The following is a 21,868-nucleotide window of genomic DNA, read 5'->3' as shown; positions in this document are numbered from 1 at the left end:
GTGCGGCATATCCTCAGTCTTGCAGCACCTATGACGCTGGCGCAGCTGATCAATGTGCTGTACAGTGTGGTTGACCGTATCTATATCGGGCATCTTCCTCATGCTTCAGCACAGGCACTTACCGGGATCGGGCTCTGTCTTCCGATCATCACGATCATATCGGCATTTGCCAACCTCTTCGGGATGGGCGGAGCACCGCTCTGTTCGATCGCGCGGGGCGGTCATCAGGAAAAGAGAGCGCAGACTGTAATGGGCAACTCTTTTTCCATGCTGCTCCTGACCGGCGCTGTACTCATGATCTTCTGTTTTGCAGTGAAAAAACCTCTTCTGTACATGTTCGGGGCGAGTGAATCTACGTATGGGTATGCGGATCAGTACATTACGATTTATCTGCTGGGAACAATTTTTGTCATGGTCAGTCTTGGCATGAACAATTTCATCAATGCACAGGGGTTTGGGAAAATGGGAATGCTGACGGTCCTTCTGGGAGCGGTCATGAATATCATTCTCGATCCGATCCTGATCTTCGGTTTTGATATGGGAGTACGGGGAGCAGCCATTGCAACTGTCATATCACAGGGCGCATCTGCGCTCTGGGTATTTTTATTCCTTACAGGAAAGAAAGCGCTTTTCCGGCTGAACCGTGCCGCGATGAGACTGCAGGCGTCTGTTGTGAAAGAGATCACGTTTCTCGGGACTTCCGGATTTGTGATGTCAGTGACGAACGGAACAGTGCAGATCGTCTGCAATGCGGTCCTTGCGCGGTATGGCGGGGATGTTTATGTGGGAATTATGACAGTGATCAATTCTGTGAGGGAGATAGCGACTCTGCCGCTTAATGGACTGACTTCCGGAGCACAGCCGGTAATGGGATATAATTACGGCGCGGGATGTTACAGGAGAGTGAAATCTGCGATCAAGTTTATCACAGTGGTGGGAATCATATTTTCTCTGATACTCTGGGCGGTTGTTTTTCTGGAACCGAGATTTTTCCTCCATTTGTTCACACAGGAGAAAGATCTGATCGAACAGGGCATCCCGGCGATGCAGATTTATTTCTGCGGTATATTCATGATGGCGCTCCAGTTTGTAGGGCAGTCCACCTATGTGGCTCTGAACAGACCAAAACAGGCCGTGTTCTTTTCTCTGTTCCGGAAAGTGATCATTGTTGTGCCGCTCACCATACTGCTGCCGATGGTCGGAGGGCTCGGAACGGACGGAGTATTCTGGGCAGAGCCGGTCTCGAATGTGATCGGAGGCACAGCGTGCTTTGTGACAATGCTGGTAACGGTATGGCCGACACTGAAGGAGAAGGGAACAGACAGTTCAGCCGCGCCATTAGCAAAGCCGCATTGATACTAAAAAAGGCATCCGCCTGACGGTGCGGATGCCTTGAAAACTCTATATGTTAATTAAGCAATGCTGTCTACAGCTTTAGACAGACGAGAGATTTTTCTGGAAACAGTCTTTTTGTGATAAACACCTTTGCTTCCTGCTTTGGAAATCTCTACGATCGCTGCATGCAGGGCAGTCTTAGCAGCCTCTGCGTCTTTAGCAGCAACTGCAGCGTCAACTTTTTTGACAGCAGTCTTAACTTTAGACTTGATTGCTTTGTTTCTTGCAGCCTTTGTCTCGTTTACTAAAATTCTTTTCTTAGCAGACTTAATGTTAGCCAATCTGTACACCTCCAAATATAACATGAAATTTCAAATGTAGATCATGTATCCCAGCAGATTCGGACACGGACGTTCCGCTGAAACATACTCATTTATTTTATGCCAACCAACAGAGGTTGTCAATACATATTTTCAGAAATATTGCGAAATATAGTAACAGCACAAGGAAAAGTGAGGATGGGCTATGTTAAGAAATTACAGTGTGAGGACAGACCTTGCCTTAGAGGAAAAGGAGCGGTTTGAATCGGACGATGTTGAAATCCAGGGAGTGGTGCTGGAGGAAGATTATGATGAGGAACAGGAGCTTAAGGTTACCAGGGTTGAGATCCGGACAGAAAACGGGGCAAAAGCAATGGGAAAACCGGTGGGAACATATCTGACTCTGGAGACGCCGAATCTGGCGATTCCGGATGAGGAGACACATATGAATATTTCAGCCAGACTGTGCGGATATATCGGGGAGCTGATCAGAAAGAATACGGAGGAAAAGGACGATCTCTCTGTTCTTGTTGTCGGACTGGGAAACAGAAACGTGACGCCGGATGCACTCGGTCCATATGTGGCGGATCACCTGTCAGTGACGAGACACATTGTAAAGGAATACGGTAAATATGCTATGGGCGTGGATCATGCCAATCTGATCAGCGCAATAGTACCGGGAGTCATGGGCCAGACAGGGATGGAGAGCACGGAGATCGTCCGCGGCATTGTAAACGAGATACATCCCGATCTGGTCATTGCAGTGGATGCACTTGCCGCGCGCAACAGCAAGCGATTGAACCGTACTGTGCAGATAGCAGATACGGGAATCCATCCCGGCTCCGGTGTCGGGAATCACCGCAGCGGGCTCACGGAAGAGACGCTGGGGGTTCCTGTTATCGGGATCGGCGTCCCGACGGTGGTGGATGCGGCCACGATTGTAAATGATACGATGGAAAATTTCATTGCTGCGCTGGAGACGTCGGATTCATTAAAAGGAGTAGGAGAAGTACTGCGATCCTATAATGCCGGTGAGAAATATGAGTTTGTTAAAGAACTGATAGCCCCTCACTTAAATGGCATGTTTGTAACGCCGAAAGATGTAGATGAGATGATACATCACATCAGTCATACAATTTCCGAAGCGCTGAACATGTTGTTTTCTGAACAGGCATAACTTCCGCTCAGCAAGCATACAATGAAGTCGGGGCAAACGGTAAAAGTATGATCCTTTACCATGTCATCTTGCAGTTTCAGGAAAACGTTAAGAAGGGGATGCTGTCGCAGAATGAAAAGATCAGTCAGGAGAAATTTAAGACAGGCAGGTACGGCAGCATCTGCCGTTCTTTTTATTGTATTTCTTATCTGTACCGGTCTGGCGGAAGACGGGGGTGGATGGATATACCATCTTCAGAAACAGATTCTGAACACCTCACAGGAAATGTATATGCCGGTACTGACATGGGTGAACCGGACGCCGGGAAAAGGGCCGGGGGAGTGGATAAGAGAGAAAGCGCTGGCATGGATTCCCCTCATAAGCTATGCAGAAGACCATGAGACCTATGATTCGTCCATAGAAGATGAAGAAACACTTGCAAAGATTCTGGAAGCCCAGGCAAATGATGAAAATGCGGTGGATGAAAACGGGAATCTGATCGGAGAGCCCGATGAATCCGAGGCGGATACAGCTGCGGTCTCTCCGACGGTTGACACATCGATCAAAAAATTGAGAGATTTTGAATATCTGCTGAGCAATTTCTATACAGTGGACAGCTCTACCATGATCGGCTCAGATCAGCTTAATGCTGACGATCTTCTGGGGCGGAGCATGAAGATCGATACTAGTACAGATGGCCCGAAAGTGCTGATCTATCATACACATTCCCAGGAAGAATTTGCAGATTCGACGCCCGGGGATACTGCAACAAGCATTGTAGGCGTGGGAGAGTATCTGACAGAACTCTTAAATAAGAGGGGAATCGAGACGATCCATGATACAGGAGTCTATGATATTATAAACGGCAAGCTTGACCGGAGCAATGCATATGAATATGCCGGAGCCGCGGTGGAAAAGATACTGGAAGAAAATCCCACTGTAGAAGTACTGATCGATCTGCACAGAGACGGCGTGGCGGAGGGTACCCGCCTCGTCACGGAGATCAATGGGAAGCCGACGGCGAAGATCATGTTCTTCAACGGCTTAAGCCGGTCACGGACAAACGGCAATATCGATTATCTGCCGAATCCGTATATACAGGATAACCTTGCGTTTTCCCTTCAGATGCAGATAAACGCCGAAGAGAACTATCCCGGTTTTGTCCGACATATCTATCTGAGAGCGTACCGGTATAATCTTCACCTTATGCCCAAGTCTCTTCTTGTAGAGGCAGGGGCACAGACGAACACCGTGGAAGAGATGATGAATGCCATGGAAGTTCTGGCTGATATGCTTGAAGATGTACTCACGGGCGAATAGGGACCGCCTTGCTTTTCTGCTTGAAAACCGCAGGGACTGGTGCTATATTATCTAATGGACTGTTCTGCGCTCGCGCAGGATAAAGAAAAGAACGAGGCTTTCGCCGTTCATTCAGGGTAAGAGTTCAGGACTTTGACCCGTACAGGAAGGCGGATAGGAAAAGGAGAATGTAAATGGCGGATAAGAATACATATGATGCCGGCAGTATAGCTGTGCTGGAAGGCCTGGAGGCTGTCCGCAAACGTCCGGGAATGTATATCGGAAGTGTCTCTACAAAGGGACTCAATCATCTGATCTACGAGATCGTGGACAATGCGGTAGATGAGCATCTGGCCGGATTCTGTTCGGAGATCCATGTCACTTTGGAGAAGGACGGATCGGCGACAGTGTCGGACAACGGGCGCGGTGTTCCGGTAGATATGCATGAAAAAGGTGTTTCTGCGGCACGACTTGTCTACACGACGCTCCATGCGGGGGGGAAGTTTGATGATTCCGCGTACAAGACGAGCGGTGGTCTGCACGGTGTGGGCTCATCTGTCGTGAATGCTCTTTCTACATATATGGATGTGAAGATCAGCAAGGACGGTTACATCCATCATGACCGGTATGAGAGAGGAATCCCGGTGATCGAACTGGAGAACGGCCTGCTGCCGAAGATCGGAAAGACAAGGAAGACCGGAACAACCGTGAATTTCCTTCCGGATGACACGATATTTGAGAAGACGAGATTTCGCGCAGATGAGGTGAAGAGCAGGCTTCATGAAACGGCATATCTGAACCCGAACCTTAAGATCGTTTTCGACGATAAACGACTGGATGAGCCGGAGCACATTGAATATCATGAGCCGGACGGAATCCTCGGGTTTATCCGTGATCTGAATAAGAAGAAAGAGACGCTCCACGACCCGGTCTATTTCAAAGGAACCGCAGACGGCATTGAGGTGGAAGTGGCGCTTCAGTATGTGAATGAATTCCACGAGAATGTACTCGGATTCTGTAATAATATCTACAATTCAGAAGGCGGAACACATCTGACGGGATTTAAGACGACCTTCACCACGGTCATGAACCAGTACGCGAGAGAACTTGGCATATTAAAAGAAAAGGACGCGAATTTTACCGGCGCAGATATCAGAAACGGCATGACTGCCATTGTCTCCATCAAGCATCCGGATCCGAGATTCGAAGGACAGACGAAGACGAAACTGGACAACCCTGACGCTTCAAAGGCAGTGAGCAAGGTGACAGGAGATGAGATCGTACGGTATTTTGACCGAAATCTGGACACGCTCAAATCCGTCCTCTCCAGTGCGGAGAAAGCGGCTAAGATCCGTAAGACAGAGGAAAAGGCAAAGACGAATCTGCTCACAAAGCAGAAGTATTCTTTTGACAGCAATGGCAAGCTTGCCAACTGTGAGAGCCGGGATCCGAAGAAATGCGAGATCTTTATCGTGGAGGGAGATTCCGCGGGCGGTTCTGCGAAGACAGCGAGAGACCGGAATTTCCAGGCGATCCTTCCGATCAGGGGAAAGATCCTGAATGTGGAGAAGGCGAGCATTGACAAGATCCTTGCAAATGCGGAGATCAAGACAATGATCAATGCGTTCGGCTGCGGATTTTCTGAAGGATATGGCAATGATTTTGATATCACGAAGCTGCGCTATGACAAGATCATCATCATGGCGGATGCGGATGTGGACGGCGCCCATATCTCCACGCTGCTCCTGACGTTGTTTTACCGGTTTATGCCGGAACTCATTTACGAGGGACATGTGTATATCGCCATGCCGCCGCTCTATAAAGCGATGCCGAAGAACGGGGAGGAGGAGTACCTCTACGACGACAAGGCGCTGGAAAAATACAGGAAGACGCACACCGGTCCGTTTACGCTGCAGCGGTACAAAGGTCTGGGTGAGATGGACGCGGAGCAGCTCTGGGAGACGACTCTGGATCCCGAGAGGCGCCTGCTCAAACTCGTGGAGATCGAGGATGCGAGGATGGCTTCCAGTGTGACGGAGATGCTCATGGGAACGGAAGTCCCGCCGCGCCGTGCCTTTATCTATGAGAATGCGACCGAAGCGGAACTGGATATCTGATGAAGGAGAGAGAACATGAACAGTGAATCACAGATCATAAGGACGGAATATTCCGACCTTATGAAGAAGTCATATATCGATTACGCTATGAGCGTGATCATCGCCCGCGCTCTTCCGGATGTGCGGGATGGTTTAAAACCGGTTCAGAGACGTACTCTCTATGATATGTACGAACTGGGGATACGTTATGACAGGCCCTACAGGAAATGTGCCCGTATCGTGGGAGATACGATGGGTAAATATCACCCCCACGGCGACAGCTCCATCTACGAGGCTCTGGTCGTCATGGCACAGGAGTTTAAAAAAGGGCAGATCCTTGTGGACGGACACGGTAATTTCGGATCCATCGAGGGTGACGGGGCTGCTGCCATGCGTTATACCGAGGCGAGACTTACGAAGTTCACTCAGGAAGTCTGTCTGGCGGATCTGGATAAAAATGTCATCGATTTCGGACCGAACTTTGACGAGACAGAGAAGGAACCCCTTGTACTTCCTGTGCGGGTGCCGAACCTTCTCGTAAACGGCGCGGAAGGTATTGCGGTCGGCATGGCGACCAGCATTCCTACTCACAACCTGGGCGAAGTGATCGATGCGGTCAAGGCATATATGAAGAATGACGCCATCAGTACAAAACAGCTCATGAAGTACATCAAGGGTCCTGACTTCCCGACCGGAGGCATCGTGGTCAACAAGGATGACCTGCTGAATATCTACGAGACCGGCCAGGGCAAGATCAAGATCCGTGGCAAAGTTGAGGTTGAGGATTTAAAAGGCGGGAAGAAACAGCTCGTGATCAGCGAGATCCCCTATACGATGATCGGTACCGGCATCAGTAAATTCTTAAATGATGTGGCAAATCTGGTGGAGACGAAGAAGACGACAGATATCGTAGATATATCCAACCAGTCCTCAAAAGAAGGAATACGCATTGTGCTGGAACTGAAGAAGGGGGCGGATGTAGAGAACTTAAAGAACATGCTCTACAAGAAGACACGTCTCGAGGATACATTTGGCGTGAACATGCTCGCTGTGGCGGACGGAAGGCCTGAGACGCTGGGACTTAAGAAGATCATAGAGCACCATGTAGACTTCCAGTTTGAGCTTGCGACCCGCAAGTATCAGACGCTCCTTACGAAAGAGAAGGAGAAGAGTGAGGTGCAGGAAGGTCTGATCAAGGCTTGCGATGTGATCGATCTGATCATTGAGATCCTGAGGGGAAGTAAATCGGTGAAAGATGCGAGAGCCTGCCTCGTGCATGGTATCACTGATAATATCAGATTTAAGTCCAATATCTCGAAGAAGATGGCTGCTCTGCTCCGGTTTACCGAGCGTCAGGCGACGGCGATCCTGGAGATGCGCCTCTACCGTCTGATCGGACTCGAGATCGAAGCGCTCAGGGCAGAGCACGAGCAGACACTTAAAAATATCGCCCGCTATGAGGATATACTCAATAATTATGATTCCATGGCAGGCGTGATCATGGAAGAACTGGATGCGTTCAAGAAGGAATATGGACGTAAACGCCGCACGGTCATCGAGAATGCGGAAGAGGCCGTGTTCGAGGAGAAGAAGATCGAAGAGCAGGAAGTCGTCTTCCTCATGGATCGTTTCGGATATGCAAAGACGGTGGACATATCTGTCTATGAGAGGAATAAAGAGGCGGCAGACAGTGAGAATAAATATGTCGTGCACTGTATGAATACCGGAAGGCTGTGCATCTTTACCGACACCGGTAAAATGCATCAGGTCAAAGTGCCGGATGTGCCGCACGGAAGATTCCGTGACAAAGGAACTCCGATCGATAATATCAGCAATTACTCCACAAGTGAGGAACAGATCATCATGGTCTGCGATGCAGAGCAAATGCGGTTTGCGTATCTGATGTTTGCGACCGCACAGGGGATGATCAAGAAAGTGGAAGGGACAGAGTTCCAGGTGACGAAGAGGACGATCGCAGCTACAAAACTGCAGGATGGAGATTCCCTCATTGCGGTCAAAGTAGTAAACGACCTCCAGAATGCCGTACTCCGGACGAAGAACGGATACTTCCTGAAGTTCCCGGCAGCGGATATCCCGGTGAAAAAGAAGGCCGCTGTGGGAGTTCGCGGGATACGGCTCCAGAAGAAAGATGAGCTGGAGGAAGTGTATCTCTTTGAAGAGGGAACAGAGACGAAGATATTATATAATGAAAAAGAAGTTACTTTGAACCGTCTCAAACAGGCGAAACGTGACGGCGCAGGCACTAAGTACAGGGGATAGTTGTATTTTTTTATTTCAGCCCTTGCATTCTGAGAAAACTGGTGGTATACTTACCAATAGTTACATAAGGAACCCGGCAGAAGAGTGAACGAAAGTTCACTCTTCTTTGTTGGTGTGAAAAATATTGCAGAAGCACCACGATGCCGCAGAAGCACGGTGTAACAGAAAGGAAGTATAGCGTGTCGAGAAGAGAAGAATATGAACAGAAAACGGAGCAGCTCTTAGAACCGATCGTCTCGGAGCTTGAGTTTGAACTTGTGGATGTAGAATATGTCAGGGAAGGCGGCACCTGGTATCTGCGCGCCTATATTGACAAACCGGGCGGGATCACCGTGGACGACTGTGAGGCGGTCAGCCGGAGATTCTCAGACATTCTGGATGAGAAGGATTATATCGAGGATTCCTATGTGTTTGAGGTGAGTTCACCGGGACTTGGCAGGCCGCTGAAAAAGGAGAAGGATTTTGCCAGAAGCCTCGGCGAGGAAGTTGAGATCCGGACTTACCGGGCGATCGACCGCCAGAAAGAATTTACCGGGATCCTTAAGAAATATGATGAAAATACGGTTACGATCGCGTATGAAGATGATACGGAACAGACATTTGACCGGGCAGACATAGCCCTGATCCGTCTGGCTTTGGATTTTTAATTATTTAGGAGGAAACAGAGAGATGAACACAGAGTTAATGGAAGCATTGACAATCCTTGAGAAAGAGAAGAACATCAGCAAAGATGTAATGATGGATGCAATTGAGAATTCTCTGATCAGCGCATGTAAAAATCATTTCGGTACGGCAGAGAATATTAAGGTGATCATGGACCGCGAGACATGTGATTATGCCGTGTACGCAGAGAAAAAAGTAGTTGAGGAAGTGACGAATCCGGCGCTGGAGATCAGCCTGGAGGAGGCAGAGAAGATCGACTCCGCACTTCAGGCCGGAGATATTGCCCAGATTCCGGTGCAGTCAAAAGAGTTCGGACGTATCGCTACGCAGAATGCAAAGAACCTGATCTTGCAGAAAATCAGAGAAGAAGAAAGAAAAGTTGTTTTTGACCAGTATTTTGAGAAAGAGAAAGATATCGTTACCGGTATTGTCCAGCGCTATGTTGGCAAGAATATCAGCATCAACCTCGGAAGAGCCGACGCTATGCTGACAGAGAATGAACAGGTTAAAGGCGAGGTGTTCAAGCCGACGGACCGCATCAAGCTGTACGTAGTAGAGGTCAAGAATACACCGAGGGGACCGAAGATCCTAGTGTCCCGTACACATCCGGAGCTCGTGAAACGACTCTTTGAGGCTGAAGTTGCCGAAGTAAGAGACGGGACAGTAGAGATCAAGAGCATTGCACGTGAGGCCGGATCGCGTACGAAGATGGCTGTATGGTCCAACGATCCGAATGTGGATCCGGTGGGTGCCTGCGTCGGAATGAATGGAGCGAGAGTCAATGCTGTCGTTCAGGAGCTGCGCGGAGAAAAGATCGATATTATCAACTGGGATGAGAACCCGGCGCTTCTGATCGAGAATGCGCTGAGTCCGGCAAAGGTAATTTCGGTTATGGCTGACCCTGAAGAAAAAGTGGCTAATGTAATCGTTCCTGATTATCAGCTTTCTCTTGCGATCGGAAAAGAAGGACAGAATGCGCGTCTTGCGGCAAGACTTACAGGATATAAGATCGACATCAAGAGCGAGACCCAGGCAATCGAAGCAGGAGATCTTCCGGAGAATTATATGGAACAGATGGGTCTCATGGGCGAAGAAGGATATACCGGAGATTACGAAGACGAGTATGAAGAGGGCGCATATGAAGACGGTGCCTACGATGAGTATGAAGACGGCGCTTACGGCGAGAATGACGGATATGCAGAAGACTATGATGACTACAGCGCAGAAGAGCCGGAGGAGATCGAATTCGTCGAGACGGATAAATAACAGTATATGATCTGAAGGAGTGGATTATTTGGCGGTAAAGAAGAAGATTCCTATGAGAAAATGTGTAGGATGTGGTGAAATGAAACCGAAGAAGGAACTGATGCGTATACTGAAGACCGAGAACGGCGAGTTCGTTGTGGATGCAGCCGGAAAGAAAAACGGCAGAGGCGCTTATCTGTGCCGTTCGCTCAGCTGCTTTCAGAACGCGGTGAAGTCGAGGGGGCTGGAGCGGTCTTTCAAACAGGAGATCCCGCAGGAAGTATACGACAGGCTGGAAAAGGAGATGGGCGAGATTGAGAAAGAAGGATAAAGTCCTGTCCCTGATCGGACTCGCAATGAAAGCAGGAAGATGCGCGAGCGGCGAGATGATGACAGAGAGCGAGACGAAGTCAGGACGCGCACATCTTGTGATCATCGCATCAGATGCATCAGAGAACACGAAGAAGAAATTTCGGGATATGTGTAAATTTTACAAAGTTCCAATTTGTATTTACGGAGATAAAGATACCTTAGGGCATGCAATGGGAAAAGAATTCCGTGCATCTCTGGCGATATTGGACGAAGGATTTGCAGACGGGATTCTAAAAGAGCTTAAAGATCGAGAGGATATTGCATAAAGGAGGTAGTAAATATGACGAAAATGAGGGTACATGAACTGGCCAGAGAGCTGGGGATGGACAATAAAGAACTTGTAGATATTCTTCAGAAGAAAAATGTGGAGATTAAGAATCATATGAGCACGATCGAAGATAATATAGCTGAGGAGATCCGCAGTGAGGTCTCTTCAAAAGGAGAAAAGAAGACTTCCGGCGAAGAGGAAAAGGCTGCCGGAAAAACGGCAGAGCAGGCAGAGTCTGCAGCGCCGAAGAAGAAAAATCTGGCGTTTGTAATCCGCCCGCAGAATTCCAAGAACAGCAGCAGGATCCAGGGCAGCCGTCCGGCACAGCGCCAGGGACGCCCGGGCCAGCAGGGAGCGCGTAACGCTCAGGCGGGAACACGCCCGGCGCATGGAGCACGCCCGGCAGGAGAGAGACCGGCACGTCCGGAGCGTCCTGCCCAGGGGGCACGTCCTGCAGTAGAGAAGAGACCTGCAGAGCATCCGGTACAGACACAGGCTGAGCGCCCGGTACAGACGGAGAGACCGGCGCGGACAGAGCGCCCTGCAGCAGAGGCAAGACCGGCAGGAGAACGCCAGACACGCACAGAGCGTCCGGCACGCACAGAGAGACCGGCTCAGACTGGCCGCCAGACTTCTGAGGGAAGACAGTCAACAGAGAGGCCGGCGCGGGCAGAGCACGCATCACATGGAACACGTCAGGGCGAAGGAAGAGATAACAGGAATTCATCTGACCGTCCGGCAAGAGGAGACAGACAGGGCGGTGACCGTCAGCCGAGAGGAGACAGAGGCCAGAACGGTCGTTCCTTCGGTAACGGAAACGGCGGACGTCAGGGTCGCCCGGAGAGGGGAGGACGCGATCAGAGAAACGGCGGACAGGGTCCGCGTCCGGATCGCAGAGATTCCCGCAGGGATGATATGAGCACTCCGGTTATGGAGCAGCAGAAGAGCCAGAGAAACAAGGCCAAAGATAAAGAGAGAGATAATAAGAAGAAAGAATACAGAGACGAGGCATTCGAGGGCAAAGGAAGAAAAGGCAGAAAGCAGAAACAGGTTGCAGAGGCTAAGAGACCGCAGCCGAAAGAGGAGAAAAAGGAAGAGAAGATCAAACAGATTGTTATTCCGGAAGTCCTTACGATCAAAGAACTTGCCGACAAGATGAAAGTTGTTCCGTCCGTGATCGTCAAGAAGCTGTTCCTCCAGGGGAAAGTCGTGACAGTTAATCAGGAAATTGATTATGAGACTGCCGAAGAGATCGCACTGGACTTTGATGTCCTCTGTGAGAAGGAGGAGGTTGTCGATGTGATCGAGGAACTTCTTAAAGAGGACGAGGAAGATGAAAGCCTGATGGTGAAACGTCCTCCGGTTGTCTGTGTTATGGGACACGTAGACCATGGTAAGACTTCCCTGCTCGACGCAATACGCCATACAAATGTAACAGATCGTGAGGCCGGCGGTATTACACAGCATATCGGTGCCTATGTAGTAGAGATCAATGGGGAGAAAATCACGTTCCTTGATACTCCCGGACATGAGGCGTTTACTGCAATGCGAATGAGAGGCGCAAGCTCCACTGATATTGCAATCCTTGTAGTTGCTGCGGACGATGGCGTGATGCCGCAGACTGTTGAGGCAATCAACCATGCAAAGGCAGCCGGAGTAGAGATCATAGTGGCGATCAACAAGATCGACAAGCCGGGAGCAAATATCGAGAGAGTAAAACAGGAACTCACAGAATATGAACTTATCCCCGAGGACTGGGGCGGAAGCACTGTATTCGTGCCGGTATCTGCTCATACGAAGGAAGGGATTCCGGAACTGCTTGAGATGATTCTGCTCACTGCAGAGGTGATGGAGCTGAAAGCTAACCCGAACCGCGCTGCGAGAGGTCTTGTTATCGAGGCAGAGCTTGACAAAGGTAAAGGTTCTGTGGCAACCGTACTTGTACAGAAAGGAACACTCCATGTAGGAGATGCCATTGCGGCAGGAAGTGCACACGGACGTGTCCGTGCCATGATGGATGACAAGGGAAGACGCGTCAAAGAGGCAGGGCCGTCCCAGCCGGTGGAAATTCTCGGACTGAACGAAGTGCCGAACGCCGGAGAAGTATTTGTAGGATGCGAGTCTGAAAAGGAAGCGAGAAGCTTTGCAGAGACATTTATCGCACAGAATAAAGTGAAACTTCTGGAAGAGACAAAATCAAGGATGTCTCTTGACGATCTGTTCAGCCAGATCCAGGAAGGAAACCTTAAAGAACTCAATATCGTGGTCAAAGCGGATGTACAGGGATCTGTGGAGGCGATGAAGCAGAGCTTGCTGAAACTTACCAACGACGAAGTAGTGATCAAGGTGATCCACGGCGGCGTAGGTGCGATCAATGAGTCGGATGTGATCCTTGCGTCTGCATCCAATGCGATCATCATCGGATTCAACGTCCGTCCGGATGCTACGGCGAAAGATATTGCCGAGCGTGAGGGCGTGGATGTCAGACTGTACAGAGTCATCTACAATGCGATAGAAGACGTAGAGGCTGCCATGAAAGGTATGCTGGATCCGGTGTTTGAGGAGAAGATCCTTGGTCACGCAGAGGTGCGTCAGACATTCAAGGCGTCCGGCGTAGGAACAATCGCGGGAGCTTACGTACAGGACGGTATCTTTGAGAGAAACTGTTCTGTACGCCTGATCCGCGACGGTATCGTTGTATTTGACGGACCGCTGGCATCCCTGAAGAGATTTAAAGATGATGTCAAGGAAGTTAGAGCCGGTTATGAGTGCGGCTTTGTGTTTGAGAATTATAACGACATCAAAGAAGGAGACAACGTAGAAGCATATAAGATGGTTGAGATAGAGAGAAAATAACTCTCCACAAAAGGAGCGGCAATGAGAAAAAACAGTATTAAAAATACACGTGTAAACGCTGAGGTCCAGCGGGAACTGAGCAACATCATACGCAGCGGGATCAAAGATCCGAGGGTTGCGCCGATGACTTCCGTGGTAGCTGTGGAAGTTGCTCCGGACTTAAAGACATGTAAGGCATATATCAGTGTCCTGGGGGATGAAAAAGCCCAGCAGGACACGATCAGGGGCCTGCAGAGTGCGGAGGGCTATATCCGCCGCGAGCTGGCACATACGATCAATATGCGCAACACCCCGGAGATCCGGTTCATAGTGGACCAGTCTATCGAATACGGAGTGAATATCAGTAAGAAGATAGACGAAGTAACCAGAGATTTGGATAATGGAGCTGAGGAATAGCATGAAGATTGTATTAAATGATATCCTGAAAGGAAAGAGCAGAATCGCGCTGGGCGGACACGTCCGCCCGGACGGCGACTGCGTGGGATCATGTATGGGGCTGTATCTGTATCTGAAAGACGAGTATCCTCAGATCAGTACGGATGTGTACCTTGAAGAAGTGCCGGAGGCCTACCGCATGATCAAAGGGACTGATGAAGTAAAGTCGCAGATCGCAGACGGTGATATTTATGACCTGTTTATCTGTCTGGACTGCGGAGATGCACAGAGACTTGGATTCTCGGGACCTTTGTTTGAAAATGCAAAGGAGACTGTGTGTATAGACCACCATATCAGCAATGAGGCATTTGCGGATCATAACTATATCGTACCGGATGCAAGTTCTACGTCGGAACTCGTATATACGCTGCTGGATGACGGGAAGATAAGCAAAGCCGCTGCGGAGGCTCTTTATATGGGCATCGCGCATGACACCGGTGTATTCCAGTATTCCTGCACGTCACCGGAGACTATGGAGACTGCGGCGAACCTGATGCGAAAAGGAATCAACGGCAGCGAGATCATTGATAAAACTTATTATGAGAAGACATACATACAGAATCAGATCCTTGGACGTGCGCTGCTCGAAAGTATGCTCATCATGGATAAGAAGTGTATCGTATCCGTGATCAGGCAGAAATCGATGGAATTCTTTCAGGCAGAGCCGTCTGATCTGGAAGGTATCGTAAGTCAGCTGCGCCAGACAAAGGGTGTGGAAGTCGCAATCTTCCTTCATGAGATAAGTCCACAGAAATTCAAAGTCAGCCTTCGCTCAAAGGGAAAGGTTGATGTGAGTGAGATTGCGAAATATTATGGCGGCGGCGGTCATGTACGCGCGGCCGGCGTGACGATGGAGGGATCCAGCCACGATGTGATCAACAATATCACAGCCCGGATCGCTATTCAGTTAAATCACGAAGAAGAACAGGACGAAGAGAAATGATCAACGGGATCCTGAATATTTACAAGGAAAAAGGTTATACTTCCCATGATGTTGTCGCGCGACTGCGTGGGATCGTGGGACAGAAGAAGATCGGGCATACGGGCACCCTTGATCCGGAAGCGGAGGGGGTGCTCCCTGTCTGTCTCGGACGTGCCACAAAAGTGTGCGACATGCTGACAGACAAGGATAAAACTTACGAGACGGTGCTGCTGCTCGGAAAAACGACGGATACACAGGATATTACCGGAAAGGTGCTCTCGGAACATTCACCGGATGATCCGGGACTCCCGGGCGGAGCTGTCACAGAAAAATCTGCGGAAGAGTGTATCAGCGGATTTATCGGGGCGTATGATCAGATCCCGCCAATGTATTCTGCCCTGAAAGTCGGAGGGAAAAAGCTCTATGAGCTGGCGCGCGAAGGCAAGACGGTGGAGAGAAAGAGCCGCCGGGTGATGATCCGTGATATCAGGATCAAGGAAATCAAACTGCCTCGCATCCGTATGGAGGTGGATTGCTCCAAAGGAACATACATCCGTACACTTTGTCACGATATCGGCGGGAGACTTGGCTGCGGAGGATGCATGGAAGAGCTGCTGCGCACCCGGGTAGGGCGCTTTTCACTGGAGGAGAGCCTGAAGCTGGATGAAGTGGAGCAGATCGTCCGTGACGGCCGTATGGAGGAGATACTTATTCCGACAGACTGCCTTTTTGACGAGTTAAAAGAACTTCAGGTCAAACCGGAGTATGATGCCCTGGTGCACAATGGAAATCCCGTCGGAAAGAAGCAGGTCTTAAAAGGAACGTCAGGGAAGGATAGAAGCACACAGAGCAGGGATATTCCGGCTGTTCCGGATGAGATACAGGCAGGCGAGCGGGTACGCGTTTATGACAGCAGGAGAAACTTCATTGGTATCTACCGTTATGATGGAACAGAGGGCAGATTCAGACCTGAGAAAATGTTTCTGGATCCGGAGCAGATCGTAACAGAAAGAGAAGAGAATTGACATGAAATATATTACAGGGATCGAATCCTACAGCGGGCAGAAGAGGTCGGCAGTCACGCTCGGCAAATTCGACGGGCTTCATCTGGGACATCAGAAACTGATCGACAAGATCAGATCCTATACATCCGACGAATGTGAGAGTATAGTCTGTGCCTTCGATATGCACAGAGACTCTCTTATGACCGGACGGGAGAGGCGTGAGCATCTTGAGCCGAAAGTGGACTGGCTGATCGACCAGCCGTTTACAAAGGCTCTGCGGGAGATGGAGGCAGAAGAGTTTATAGACCGTATCCTGCACAAAGTTCTGCGGGCGGCGCATATCGTAGTCGGTACGGATTTCAGTTTCGGATACGGCAAACGCGGCAATGCGGCGCTGCTTCAGAAAATGGCGGATCAATACGGCTATACGGTGGATGTGATCGAGAAGGAGCGGTATCTGGGAACTGTCATAAGCAGTACTTACATTAAAGATGCGCTTGCACAGGGGGATGTAAAGCTTGCTGAGCGCCTGCTCGGGTATCCTTATGAGATGACGGGGATCGTGCGGCACGGGAAACAGCTCGGACGCACGCTGGGATTTCCGACTATGAATATTGAGCCGGAGAAAAATAAGATCCTTCCACGGTTCGGTGTCTATGCCTGCCGTGTCAGGATCGACGGAAAATGGTATGATGCCGTCGGCAATGCCGGAATCAAGCCGACAGTGACAGACGAACAGCGGAGACTGCTGGAAGTGTATGTCTACGGATATGACGGAGATGCCTACGGCAAGGAGATCACCGCACAGTTCTGCGAATTTGAGAGGCCGGAGACTAAGTTCGGCTCCGTGGAGGAACTGAAAAACAATGTCATGAGAGATATGCGCTACGGTGAGCGGTATTTTGCCGCCCTGAGAGAGAAGAGCGGGGAATGAAAAATATCTTTACAATACCCGGAGCATATGCTATACTATGCAAGGTTAAAGCCGGTGTTCGGTAATCGGATCACTCCGACCATTGCTTAATACCAGGCGTTTTATCAAAGTATTTTAAGGAGGAAATGAAAATGATCGCAAAAGACAAGAAACAGGCAATCATCAAAGAGTATGGAAGAACAGAAGGTGACACAGGATCACCGGAGGTACAGGTAGCTATCCTGACAGCAAGAATCAATGAGCTGACAGAGCACTTTAAAGCTAATCCGAAGGATCACCACTCAAGAAGAGGACTTCTTAAGATGGTAGGTCAGAGAAGAGGACTTCTTGCATACTTAAAGAAAGTGGACATTGAGAGATATCGTTCACTGATCGAGAGACTCGGACTTAGAAAATAGTCGGAGGCTTCAAAAAGAAAGCAAAAGCGGGGCAGAGCATTCTGCCCTGCTTTTTTTGAAAGTGATTGCCTTACATAATATGATATGATATAATATTTTAGATTGCGGACAGCTTTACGTAACCGAGACCACTGAAAAGCGCATTACCGGTCGTTATAGTGCATTTTTCAGTAGTTTCGGAGACATCTGTCTGCACGATAAAATCGAGTGAAAAAGGAGAATAAAATGTACAAGAAGTATGAAATGGAACTTGCAGGCAGAACGCTGCGCGTAGATGTCGACAGAGTGGCAAAGCAGGCAAACGGCGCTGTCCTTATGCACTACGGCGATACGACTGTACTCTGTACTGCGACTGCATCCGAGAAACCGAGAGAAGGGATTGATTTCTTTCCCTTAAGTGTAGAGTATAATGAGAGAATGTATTCTGTCGGAAAAATCCCGGGAGGATTCAACAAGAGAGAGGGCAAGGCGTCAGAAAACGCGATCCTGACAGACCGTGTCATCGACCGTCCGATGCGCCCGCTTTTCCCAAAGGATTACAGAAATGACGTGACACTGGAGAATCTGGTCATGGCAGTGGATCAGGACTGCAGTCCGGAGCTGACAGCTATGCTGGGAGCTTCTATTGCGACAAGTATTTCCGATATTCCGTTTGACGGACCGATTTCTACGACACAGGTGGGACTTATAGACGGTGAATTTGTATTCAATCCGACTGCTGCCCAGAGAGAAGTGTCAGACATGGCGCTGACAGTAGCTTCTACAAAGGAAAAGGTTATCATGATCGAGGCTGGTGCAAATGAAGTGCCGGAGGATAAGATGATCGAGGCGATCTTTGCAGCCCATGATCTTAACCAGAAAGTGATCGCATTTTTCGATACGATCGTGTCAGAGTGCGGCAAGCCAAAACATGAGTATCAGAGCTTTGCGGTGCCGCAGGAGCTTTTTGATGCAATTCAGGAGATCGTTCCTCCTGCAGAGATGGAAGAGGCTGTATTTACAGACGACAAGCAGACCAGAGAAGAGAACATCCGCGTGCTCACAGACAAACTGGCAGAGGCATTCGCAGATAAAGAGGAATGGCTTGACAAGCTGGGTGAAGCTATATATCAGTATCAGAAGAAGACAGTGAGAAAGATGATCCTGAAAGATCACAAACGTCCGGATGGCCGTGCGATCGATCAGATCAGACCGCTCGCTGCCGAAGTTGACCTGATCCCGAGAGTTCACGGTTCCGCTATGTTTACAAGAGGACAGACACAGATCTGTACAGTGACGACACTGGCTCCGCTCTCAGAGGCACAGAGACTGGACGGACTTGACGAGGCCGAGACATCCAAGAGATATATGCACCACTACAATTTCCCGTCATACTCTGTAGGTGAGACAAAGCCGTCAAGAGGACCGGGACGTCGCGAGATCGGACACGGAGCGCTGGCAGAGAGAGCACTGCTGCCGGTACTTCCGAGTGAAGCTGAGTTCCCGTATGCGATCCGTACGGTATCCGAGACATTTGAGTCTAACGGTTCTACTTCTCAGGCCAGCGTATGTGCGTCCAGTATGTCTCTTATGACAGCAGGCGTACCGATCAAGGCTCCGGTAGCCGGTATCTCCTGCGGACTCGTGACAGGAGAGACAGATGAGGATTATCTTGTCCTGACAGATATTCAGGGACTTGAGGACTTCTTCGGCGATATGGATTTCAAGGTGGCAGGTACACATGAAGGAATCACTGCAATCCAGATGGATATTAAGATCCACGGACTGACGAGACCGATCATCGAGGAGGCGATCGCAGCAACAAGAAAGGCGAGACTGTACATCATCGATGAAGTGATGAACAAGGCAATCGCAGAACCGAGACCGGAAGTCGGAAAGTATGCTCCGAAGATCATCCAGATGCAGATCGATCCGCAGAAGATCGGTGACGTGGTAGGCCAGAGAGGCAAGACGATCAATGCGATCATCGAGCAGACAGGCGTGCAGATCGACATCGAGGACGATGGTTTCGTCTCCATCTGCGGCACGGAGAAAGAAGGTATGGATAAAGCAGCAAAACTGATCCATACGATCGTGACAGATTTTGAGGCTGGTCAGGTGTTTGAAGGAAAGGTTGTCAGCATTAAAGAGTTCGGCGCTTTCCTCGAGTTTGCACCTGGAAAAGAGGGGCTTGTACACATCTCTAAGATTGCAAAACAGAGAGTCAATAAAGTAGAGGATGTCCTTGCGCTCGGTGACGTTGTCAAGGCAGTATGCCTCGGAAAAGATAAGATGGGAAGATTCAGCTTCAGCATCAGAGACGTAGCTGAATAGAACTGATAAAAGAGGAAACAGTATATGACGCAGAGCAGGACCGGGCATCATGGTCCTGCTATGCGTCTATTTTGTACTTTGTGTGAAAAAAGAGAGGGACAGGCATGGAACAGTTGTCATTATTCGGGAATAACAGAGCGATGACTCCGCTGGCAAGCAGGCTGCGCCCTGATTCACTGGATGAATTTGTCGGACAGCAGCATCTGGTCGGCAGAGGAAAGATCCTCCGGCAGCTGATCGAGAGAGACCAGATTTCATCCATGATTTTCTGGGGACCTCCGGGAGTTGGAAAGACGACTCTTGCGAGTATAATTGCAGGAAAGACAAAGTCTGAATTTATCAACTTCAGTGCCGTCACCAGCGGAATCAAAGAGATTAAAGAAGTGATGAACCGGGCGGAGATGAGCAGGAGAGTCGGGATGCGCACTGTCCTTTTTGTGGATGAGATCCATCGGTTTAATAAGGCCCAGCAGGATGCATTCCTTCCTTATGTGGAGAAAGGGAGTATTATCCTGATCGGAGCGACGACAGAGAATCCGTCCTTTGAGATCAATGCGGCCCTTTTGTCCAGGTGCCGCGTCTTCGTTCTCAAAGCCCTTGAGGAAGATGATCTTGTAAAGCTGCTGCAAAATGCCCTGAGCAATCCCGCGGGCTTCGGGAATCAGAATGTGGAAATATCCCCGGAAAACCTTCGGGCTGTCGCTGCGTTCGCAAACGGCGATGCAAGAACTGCGCTCAACACCCTGGAGATGGCTGTGTTAAACGGCGAGATCAGTGCAAAAGGAATTACCGTCACGACAGAAGGGCTGGCGCAGTGTATCAGCCGGAAGTCGCTTCTGTACGACAAGACAGGAGAAGAACATTATAATCTGATTTCCGCGCTCCACAAATCCATGAGGAACAGCGATCCGGATGCGGCCATATACTGGATGATGCGCATGCTGGAAGGCGGAGAAAATCCGCTGTACATTGCCAGAAGACTGATCCGTTTTGCGAGTGAAGATGTAGGAATGGCGGACAGCCGTGCACTGCAGGTGGCTGTGGCAGCCTATCAGGCATGTCATTTCCTTGGTATGCCCGAGTGTGATGTCCATCTCACTCATGCGGTCGTCTATCTGTCCATGGCGCCGAAGTCCAATGCCCTTTATACAGCCTGTGAGGCGGCGAAGAAAGATGTTAAAACTTTGAGGGCAGAGCCGGTGCCCATGCAGATCAGAAACGCTGTTACCGGGCTTATGAAAGAGCAGGGATACGGCAAAGGTTACGAATATGCACACGATACGGAAGAAAAACTGACACATATGCAGTGCATGCCTGACAGTTTAAAAGACAGGACCTATTATCATCCCACTCTTGAAGGGGAGGAGAGGAAAACAGCACAGCGGTTGGAAGAGATCAAAAACTTTCGGAAAGAGTGATCACTGCTTTGCCCGTAAAATCAATCAATCATTTCCACTTATAAATTGTACGTAAAAAGCTCAGACTATCCGTAAGTGTTTTTCAGAGCGTAAAATGAAAAACGGGAAATACTGTAAATGGAAAGGATACTTATCGTGAAACGACTGAGCGAATACTTATTTTTATGGGCGCTGGGCGGAACGCTCTACTATTCCTTTGAGATGATGTTCCGGGGATTCTCTCACTGGTCCATGTTCCTGCTGGGCGGGATCTGCCTTGTCTTTTTTGCCCAGCAGGGCATGTGGACAGGATGGACTGCACCTCTCTGGAAACAGGTGGGATGGTGTGTGATTTTTGTGACTGCCTGCGAATTCATAACTGGAATCCTGGTAAACAAAGTGATGCACTGGAATGTATGGGATTATACAGATCAGCCCTTTCAGATCATGGGACAGATCTGCCTGCCTTTTACGATCATCTTTTCCGGACTGTGCGCCGTCGGAATACTGCTGAGCGGATATCTGCTGCACTTTCTGTATGGAGAGAAGATGCCGGGATTTCATGTCCTGTAAAA

19 protein-coding genes are annotated in these 21,868 nt (G+C 49.5%); 18 read left to right on the top strand and 1 reads right to left on the bottom strand.

Translation table 11 applies throughout. From position 1 onward, the window contains the following. Positions 1–1,356: an MATE family efflux transporter gene (locus FNY66_RS07300; protein WP_229409470.1), complete on the top strand. Its 1,356-nt coding sequence runs from the start codon at positions 1–3 to the stop codon at positions 1,354–1,356. Between the two features lie 56 nt (positions 1,357–1,412). Here the strand turns inward: FNY66_RS07300 and rpsT are convergent, their stop codons facing one another. Next, entirely contained in the window at positions 1,413–1,676 is a 264-nt protein-coding gene (gene rpsT / locus FNY66_RS07295) for a 30S ribosomal protein S20 (protein WP_087150502.1), read from the bottom strand. A gap of 184 nt (positions 1,677–1,860) precedes the next feature. Between rpsT and gpr the strand changes: the two genes are divergently transcribed. The 17 genes from gpr to FNY66_RS07210 all read left to right on the top strand — a co-directional run bounded on the left by gpr (position 1,861) and on the right by FNY66_RS07210 (position 21,866). Next, positions 1,861–2,832, top strand: a complete 972-nt coding sequence (gene gpr, locus FNY66_RS07290; protein ID WP_150310721.1) for a GPR endopeptidase — start codon at positions 1,861–1,863, stop codon at positions 2,830–2,832. A gap of 111 nt (positions 2,833–2,943) precedes the next feature. Beyond that, positions 2,944–4,131 carry a stage II sporulation protein P gene (spoIIP, locus tag FNY66_RS07285; protein WP_150310720.1) on the top strand — a complete coding sequence of 396 codons (1,188 nt, stop codon included), beginning with the start codon at positions 2,944–2,946 and terminating at the stop codon, positions 4,129–4,131. Positions 4,132–4,304: 173 nt separating this feature from the next. Continuing rightward, positions 4,305–6,227, top strand: a complete 1,923-nt coding sequence (locus tag FNY66_RS07280; RefSeq protein WP_150310719.1) for a DNA gyrase/topoisomerase IV subunit B — start codon at positions 4,305–4,307, stop codon at positions 6,225–6,227. A 15-nt stretch (positions 6,228–6,242) separates the two neighbouring features. Beyond that, positions 6,243–8,486 (top strand): DNA gyrase/topoisomerase IV subunit A, encoded by a 2,244-nt coding sequence (locus tag FNY66_RS07275; protein WP_150310718.1) that lies wholly within the window; start codon positions 6,243–6,245, stop codon positions 8,484–8,486. Between the two features lie 179 nt (positions 8,487–8,665). Next, positions 8,666–9,133 carry a ribosome maturation factor RimP gene (locus tag FNY66_RS07270; protein WP_150310717.1) on the top strand — a complete coding sequence of 156 codons (468 nt, stop codon included), beginning with the start codon at positions 8,666–8,668 and terminating at the stop codon, positions 9,131–9,133. 22 nt (positions 9,134–9,155) lie between these two features. Next, positions 9,156–10,415, top strand: a complete 1,260-nt coding sequence (gene nusA, locus FNY66_RS07265; RefSeq protein WP_087150497.1) for a transcription termination factor NusA — start codon at positions 9,156–9,158, stop codon at positions 10,413–10,415. Positions 10,416–10,443: 28 nt separating this feature from the next. Next, positions 10,444–10,725, top strand: a complete 282-nt coding sequence (gene rnpM / locus FNY66_RS07260) for an RNase P modulator RnpM (protein WP_150310716.1) — start codon at positions 10,444–10,446, stop codon at positions 10,723–10,725. 25 nt (positions 10,726–10,750) lie between these two features. Beyond that, entirely contained in the window at positions 10,751–11,032 is a 282-nt protein-coding gene (locus tag FNY66_RS07255) for a L7Ae/L30e/S12e/Gadd45 family ribosomal protein (protein ID WP_229409469.1), read from the top strand. Between the two features lie 14 nt (positions 11,033–11,046). After that, a complete protein-coding gene (gene infB / locus FNY66_RS07250; RefSeq protein WP_087150494.1) occupies positions 11,047–13,890 on the top strand; it encodes a translation initiation factor IF-2 in 2,844 nt (947 codons plus the stop codon). A 21-nt stretch (positions 13,891–13,911) separates the two neighbouring features. Beyond that, positions 13,912–14,286: a 30S ribosome-binding factor RbfA gene (rbfA, locus tag FNY66_RS07245; protein ID WP_087150493.1), complete on the top strand. Its 375-nt coding sequence runs from the start codon at positions 13,912–13,914 to the stop codon at positions 14,284–14,286. A 1-nt stretch (position 14,287) separates the two neighbouring features. Beyond that, positions 14,288–15,268 carry a DHH family phosphoesterase gene (locus tag FNY66_RS07240; RefSeq protein ID WP_150310715.1) on the top strand — a complete coding sequence of 327 codons (981 nt, stop codon included), beginning with the start codon at positions 14,288–14,290 and terminating at the stop codon, positions 15,266–15,268. Continuing rightward, on the top strand, positions 15,265–16,272 hold the full coding sequence (gene truB, locus FNY66_RS07235) for a tRNA pseudouridine(55) synthase TruB (protein WP_150310714.1): 1,008 nt from the start codon (positions 15,265–15,267) through the stop codon (positions 16,270–16,272). The genes FNY66_RS07240 and truB overlap by 4 nt, the downstream gene beginning before the upstream one ends. Position 16,273: 1 nt before the next feature. Next, entirely contained in the window at positions 16,274–17,185 is a 912-nt protein-coding gene (locus tag FNY66_RS07230; protein ID WP_150310713.1) for a bifunctional riboflavin kinase/FAD synthetase, read from the top strand. A gap of 131 nt (positions 17,186–17,316) precedes the next feature. After that, the gene (gene rpsO / locus FNY66_RS07225) at positions 17,317–17,583 is read left to right on the top strand and encodes a 30S ribosomal protein S15 (RefSeq protein ID WP_087150490.1); all 267 of its coding nucleotides are present in this window, start codon (positions 17,317–17,319) and stop codon (positions 17,581–17,583) included. Positions 17,584–17,808: 225 nt separating this feature from the next. After that, positions 17,809–19,896 carry a polyribonucleotide nucleotidyltransferase gene (locus tag FNY66_RS07220; protein WP_150310712.1) on the top strand — a complete coding sequence of 696 codons (2,088 nt, stop codon included), beginning with the start codon at positions 17,809–17,811 and terminating at the stop codon, positions 19,894–19,896. Positions 19,897–20,000: 104 nt separating this feature from the next. Then, positions 20,001–21,314, top strand: a complete 1,314-nt coding sequence (locus FNY66_RS07215) for a replication-associated recombination protein A (RefSeq protein WP_150310711.1) — start codon at positions 20,001–20,003, stop codon at positions 21,312–21,314. A gap of 117 nt (positions 21,315–21,431) precedes the next feature. Next, a complete protein-coding gene (locus FNY66_RS07210; protein ID WP_150310710.1) occupies positions 21,432–21,866 on the top strand; it encodes a putative ABC transporter permease in 435 nt (144 codons plus the stop codon). The last annotated feature ends 2 nt before the right edge of the window (positions 21,867–21,868 follow it).

The sequence above is a fragment of the Mediterraneibacter catenae genome (assembly GCF_008691045.1).
Classification (GTDB): domain Bacteria; phylum Bacillota; class Clostridia; order Lachnospirales; family Lachnospiraceae; genus Mediterraneibacter; species Mediterraneibacter ornithocaccae.
This window is presented reverse-complemented; position numbering and strand designations above follow the sequence as displayed.

Coding starts and splice junctions, on each gene's coding strand:
- rpsO (WP_087150490.1), top strand. CDS start 17,317: ATGATCGCAAAAGACAAGAAACAGGCAATCATCAAAGAGTATGGAAGA.
- nusA (WP_087150497.1), top strand. CDS start 9,156: ATGAACACAGAGTTAATGGAAGCATTGACAATCCTTGAGAAAGAGAAG.
- FNY66_RS07255 (WP_229409469.1), top strand. CDS start 10,751: ATGAAAGCAGGAAGATGCGCGAGCGGCGAGATGATGACAGAGAGCGAG.
- FNY66_RS07280 (WP_150310719.1), top strand. CDS start 4,305: ATGGCGGATAAGAATACATATGATGCCGGCAGTATAGCTGTGCTGGAA.
- FNY66_RS07215 (WP_150310711.1), top strand. CDS start 20,001: ATGGAACAGTTGTCATTATTCGGGAATAACAGAGCGATGACTCCGCTG.
- spoIIP (WP_150310720.1), top strand. CDS start 2,944: ATGAAAAGATCAGTCAGGAGAAATTTAAGACAGGCAGGTACGGCAGCA.
- FNY66_RS07220 (WP_150310712.1), top strand. CDS start 17,809: ATGTACAAGAAGTATGAAATGGAACTTGCAGGCAGAACGCTGCGCGTA.
- gpr (WP_150310721.1), top strand. CDS start 1,861: ATGTTAAGAAATTACAGTGTGAGGACAGACCTTGCCTTAGAGGAAAAG.
- truB (WP_150310714.1), top strand. CDS start 15,265: ATGATCAACGGGATCCTGAATATTTACAAGGAAAAAGGTTATACTTCC.
- FNY66_RS07275 (WP_150310718.1), top strand. CDS start 6,243: ATGAACAGTGAATCACAGATCATAAGGACGGAATATTCCGACCTTATG.
- rbfA (WP_087150493.1), top strand. CDS start 13,912: ATGAGAAAAAACAGTATTAAAAATACACGTGTAAACGCTGAGGTCCAG.
- FNY66_RS07210 (WP_150310710.1), top strand. CDS start 21,432: ATGGAAAGGATACTTATCGTGAAACGACTGAGCGAATACTTATTTTTA.
- FNY66_RS07230 (WP_150310713.1), top strand. CDS start 16,274: ATGAAATATATTACAGGGATCGAATCCTACAGCGGGCAGAAGAGGTCG.
- infB (WP_087150494.1), top strand. CDS start 11,047: ATGACGAAAATGAGGGTACATGAACTGGCCAGAGAGCTGGGGATGGAC.
- FNY66_RS07240 (WP_150310715.1), top strand. CDS start 14,288: ATGAAGATTGTATTAAATGATATCCTGAAAGGAAAGAGCAGAATCGCG.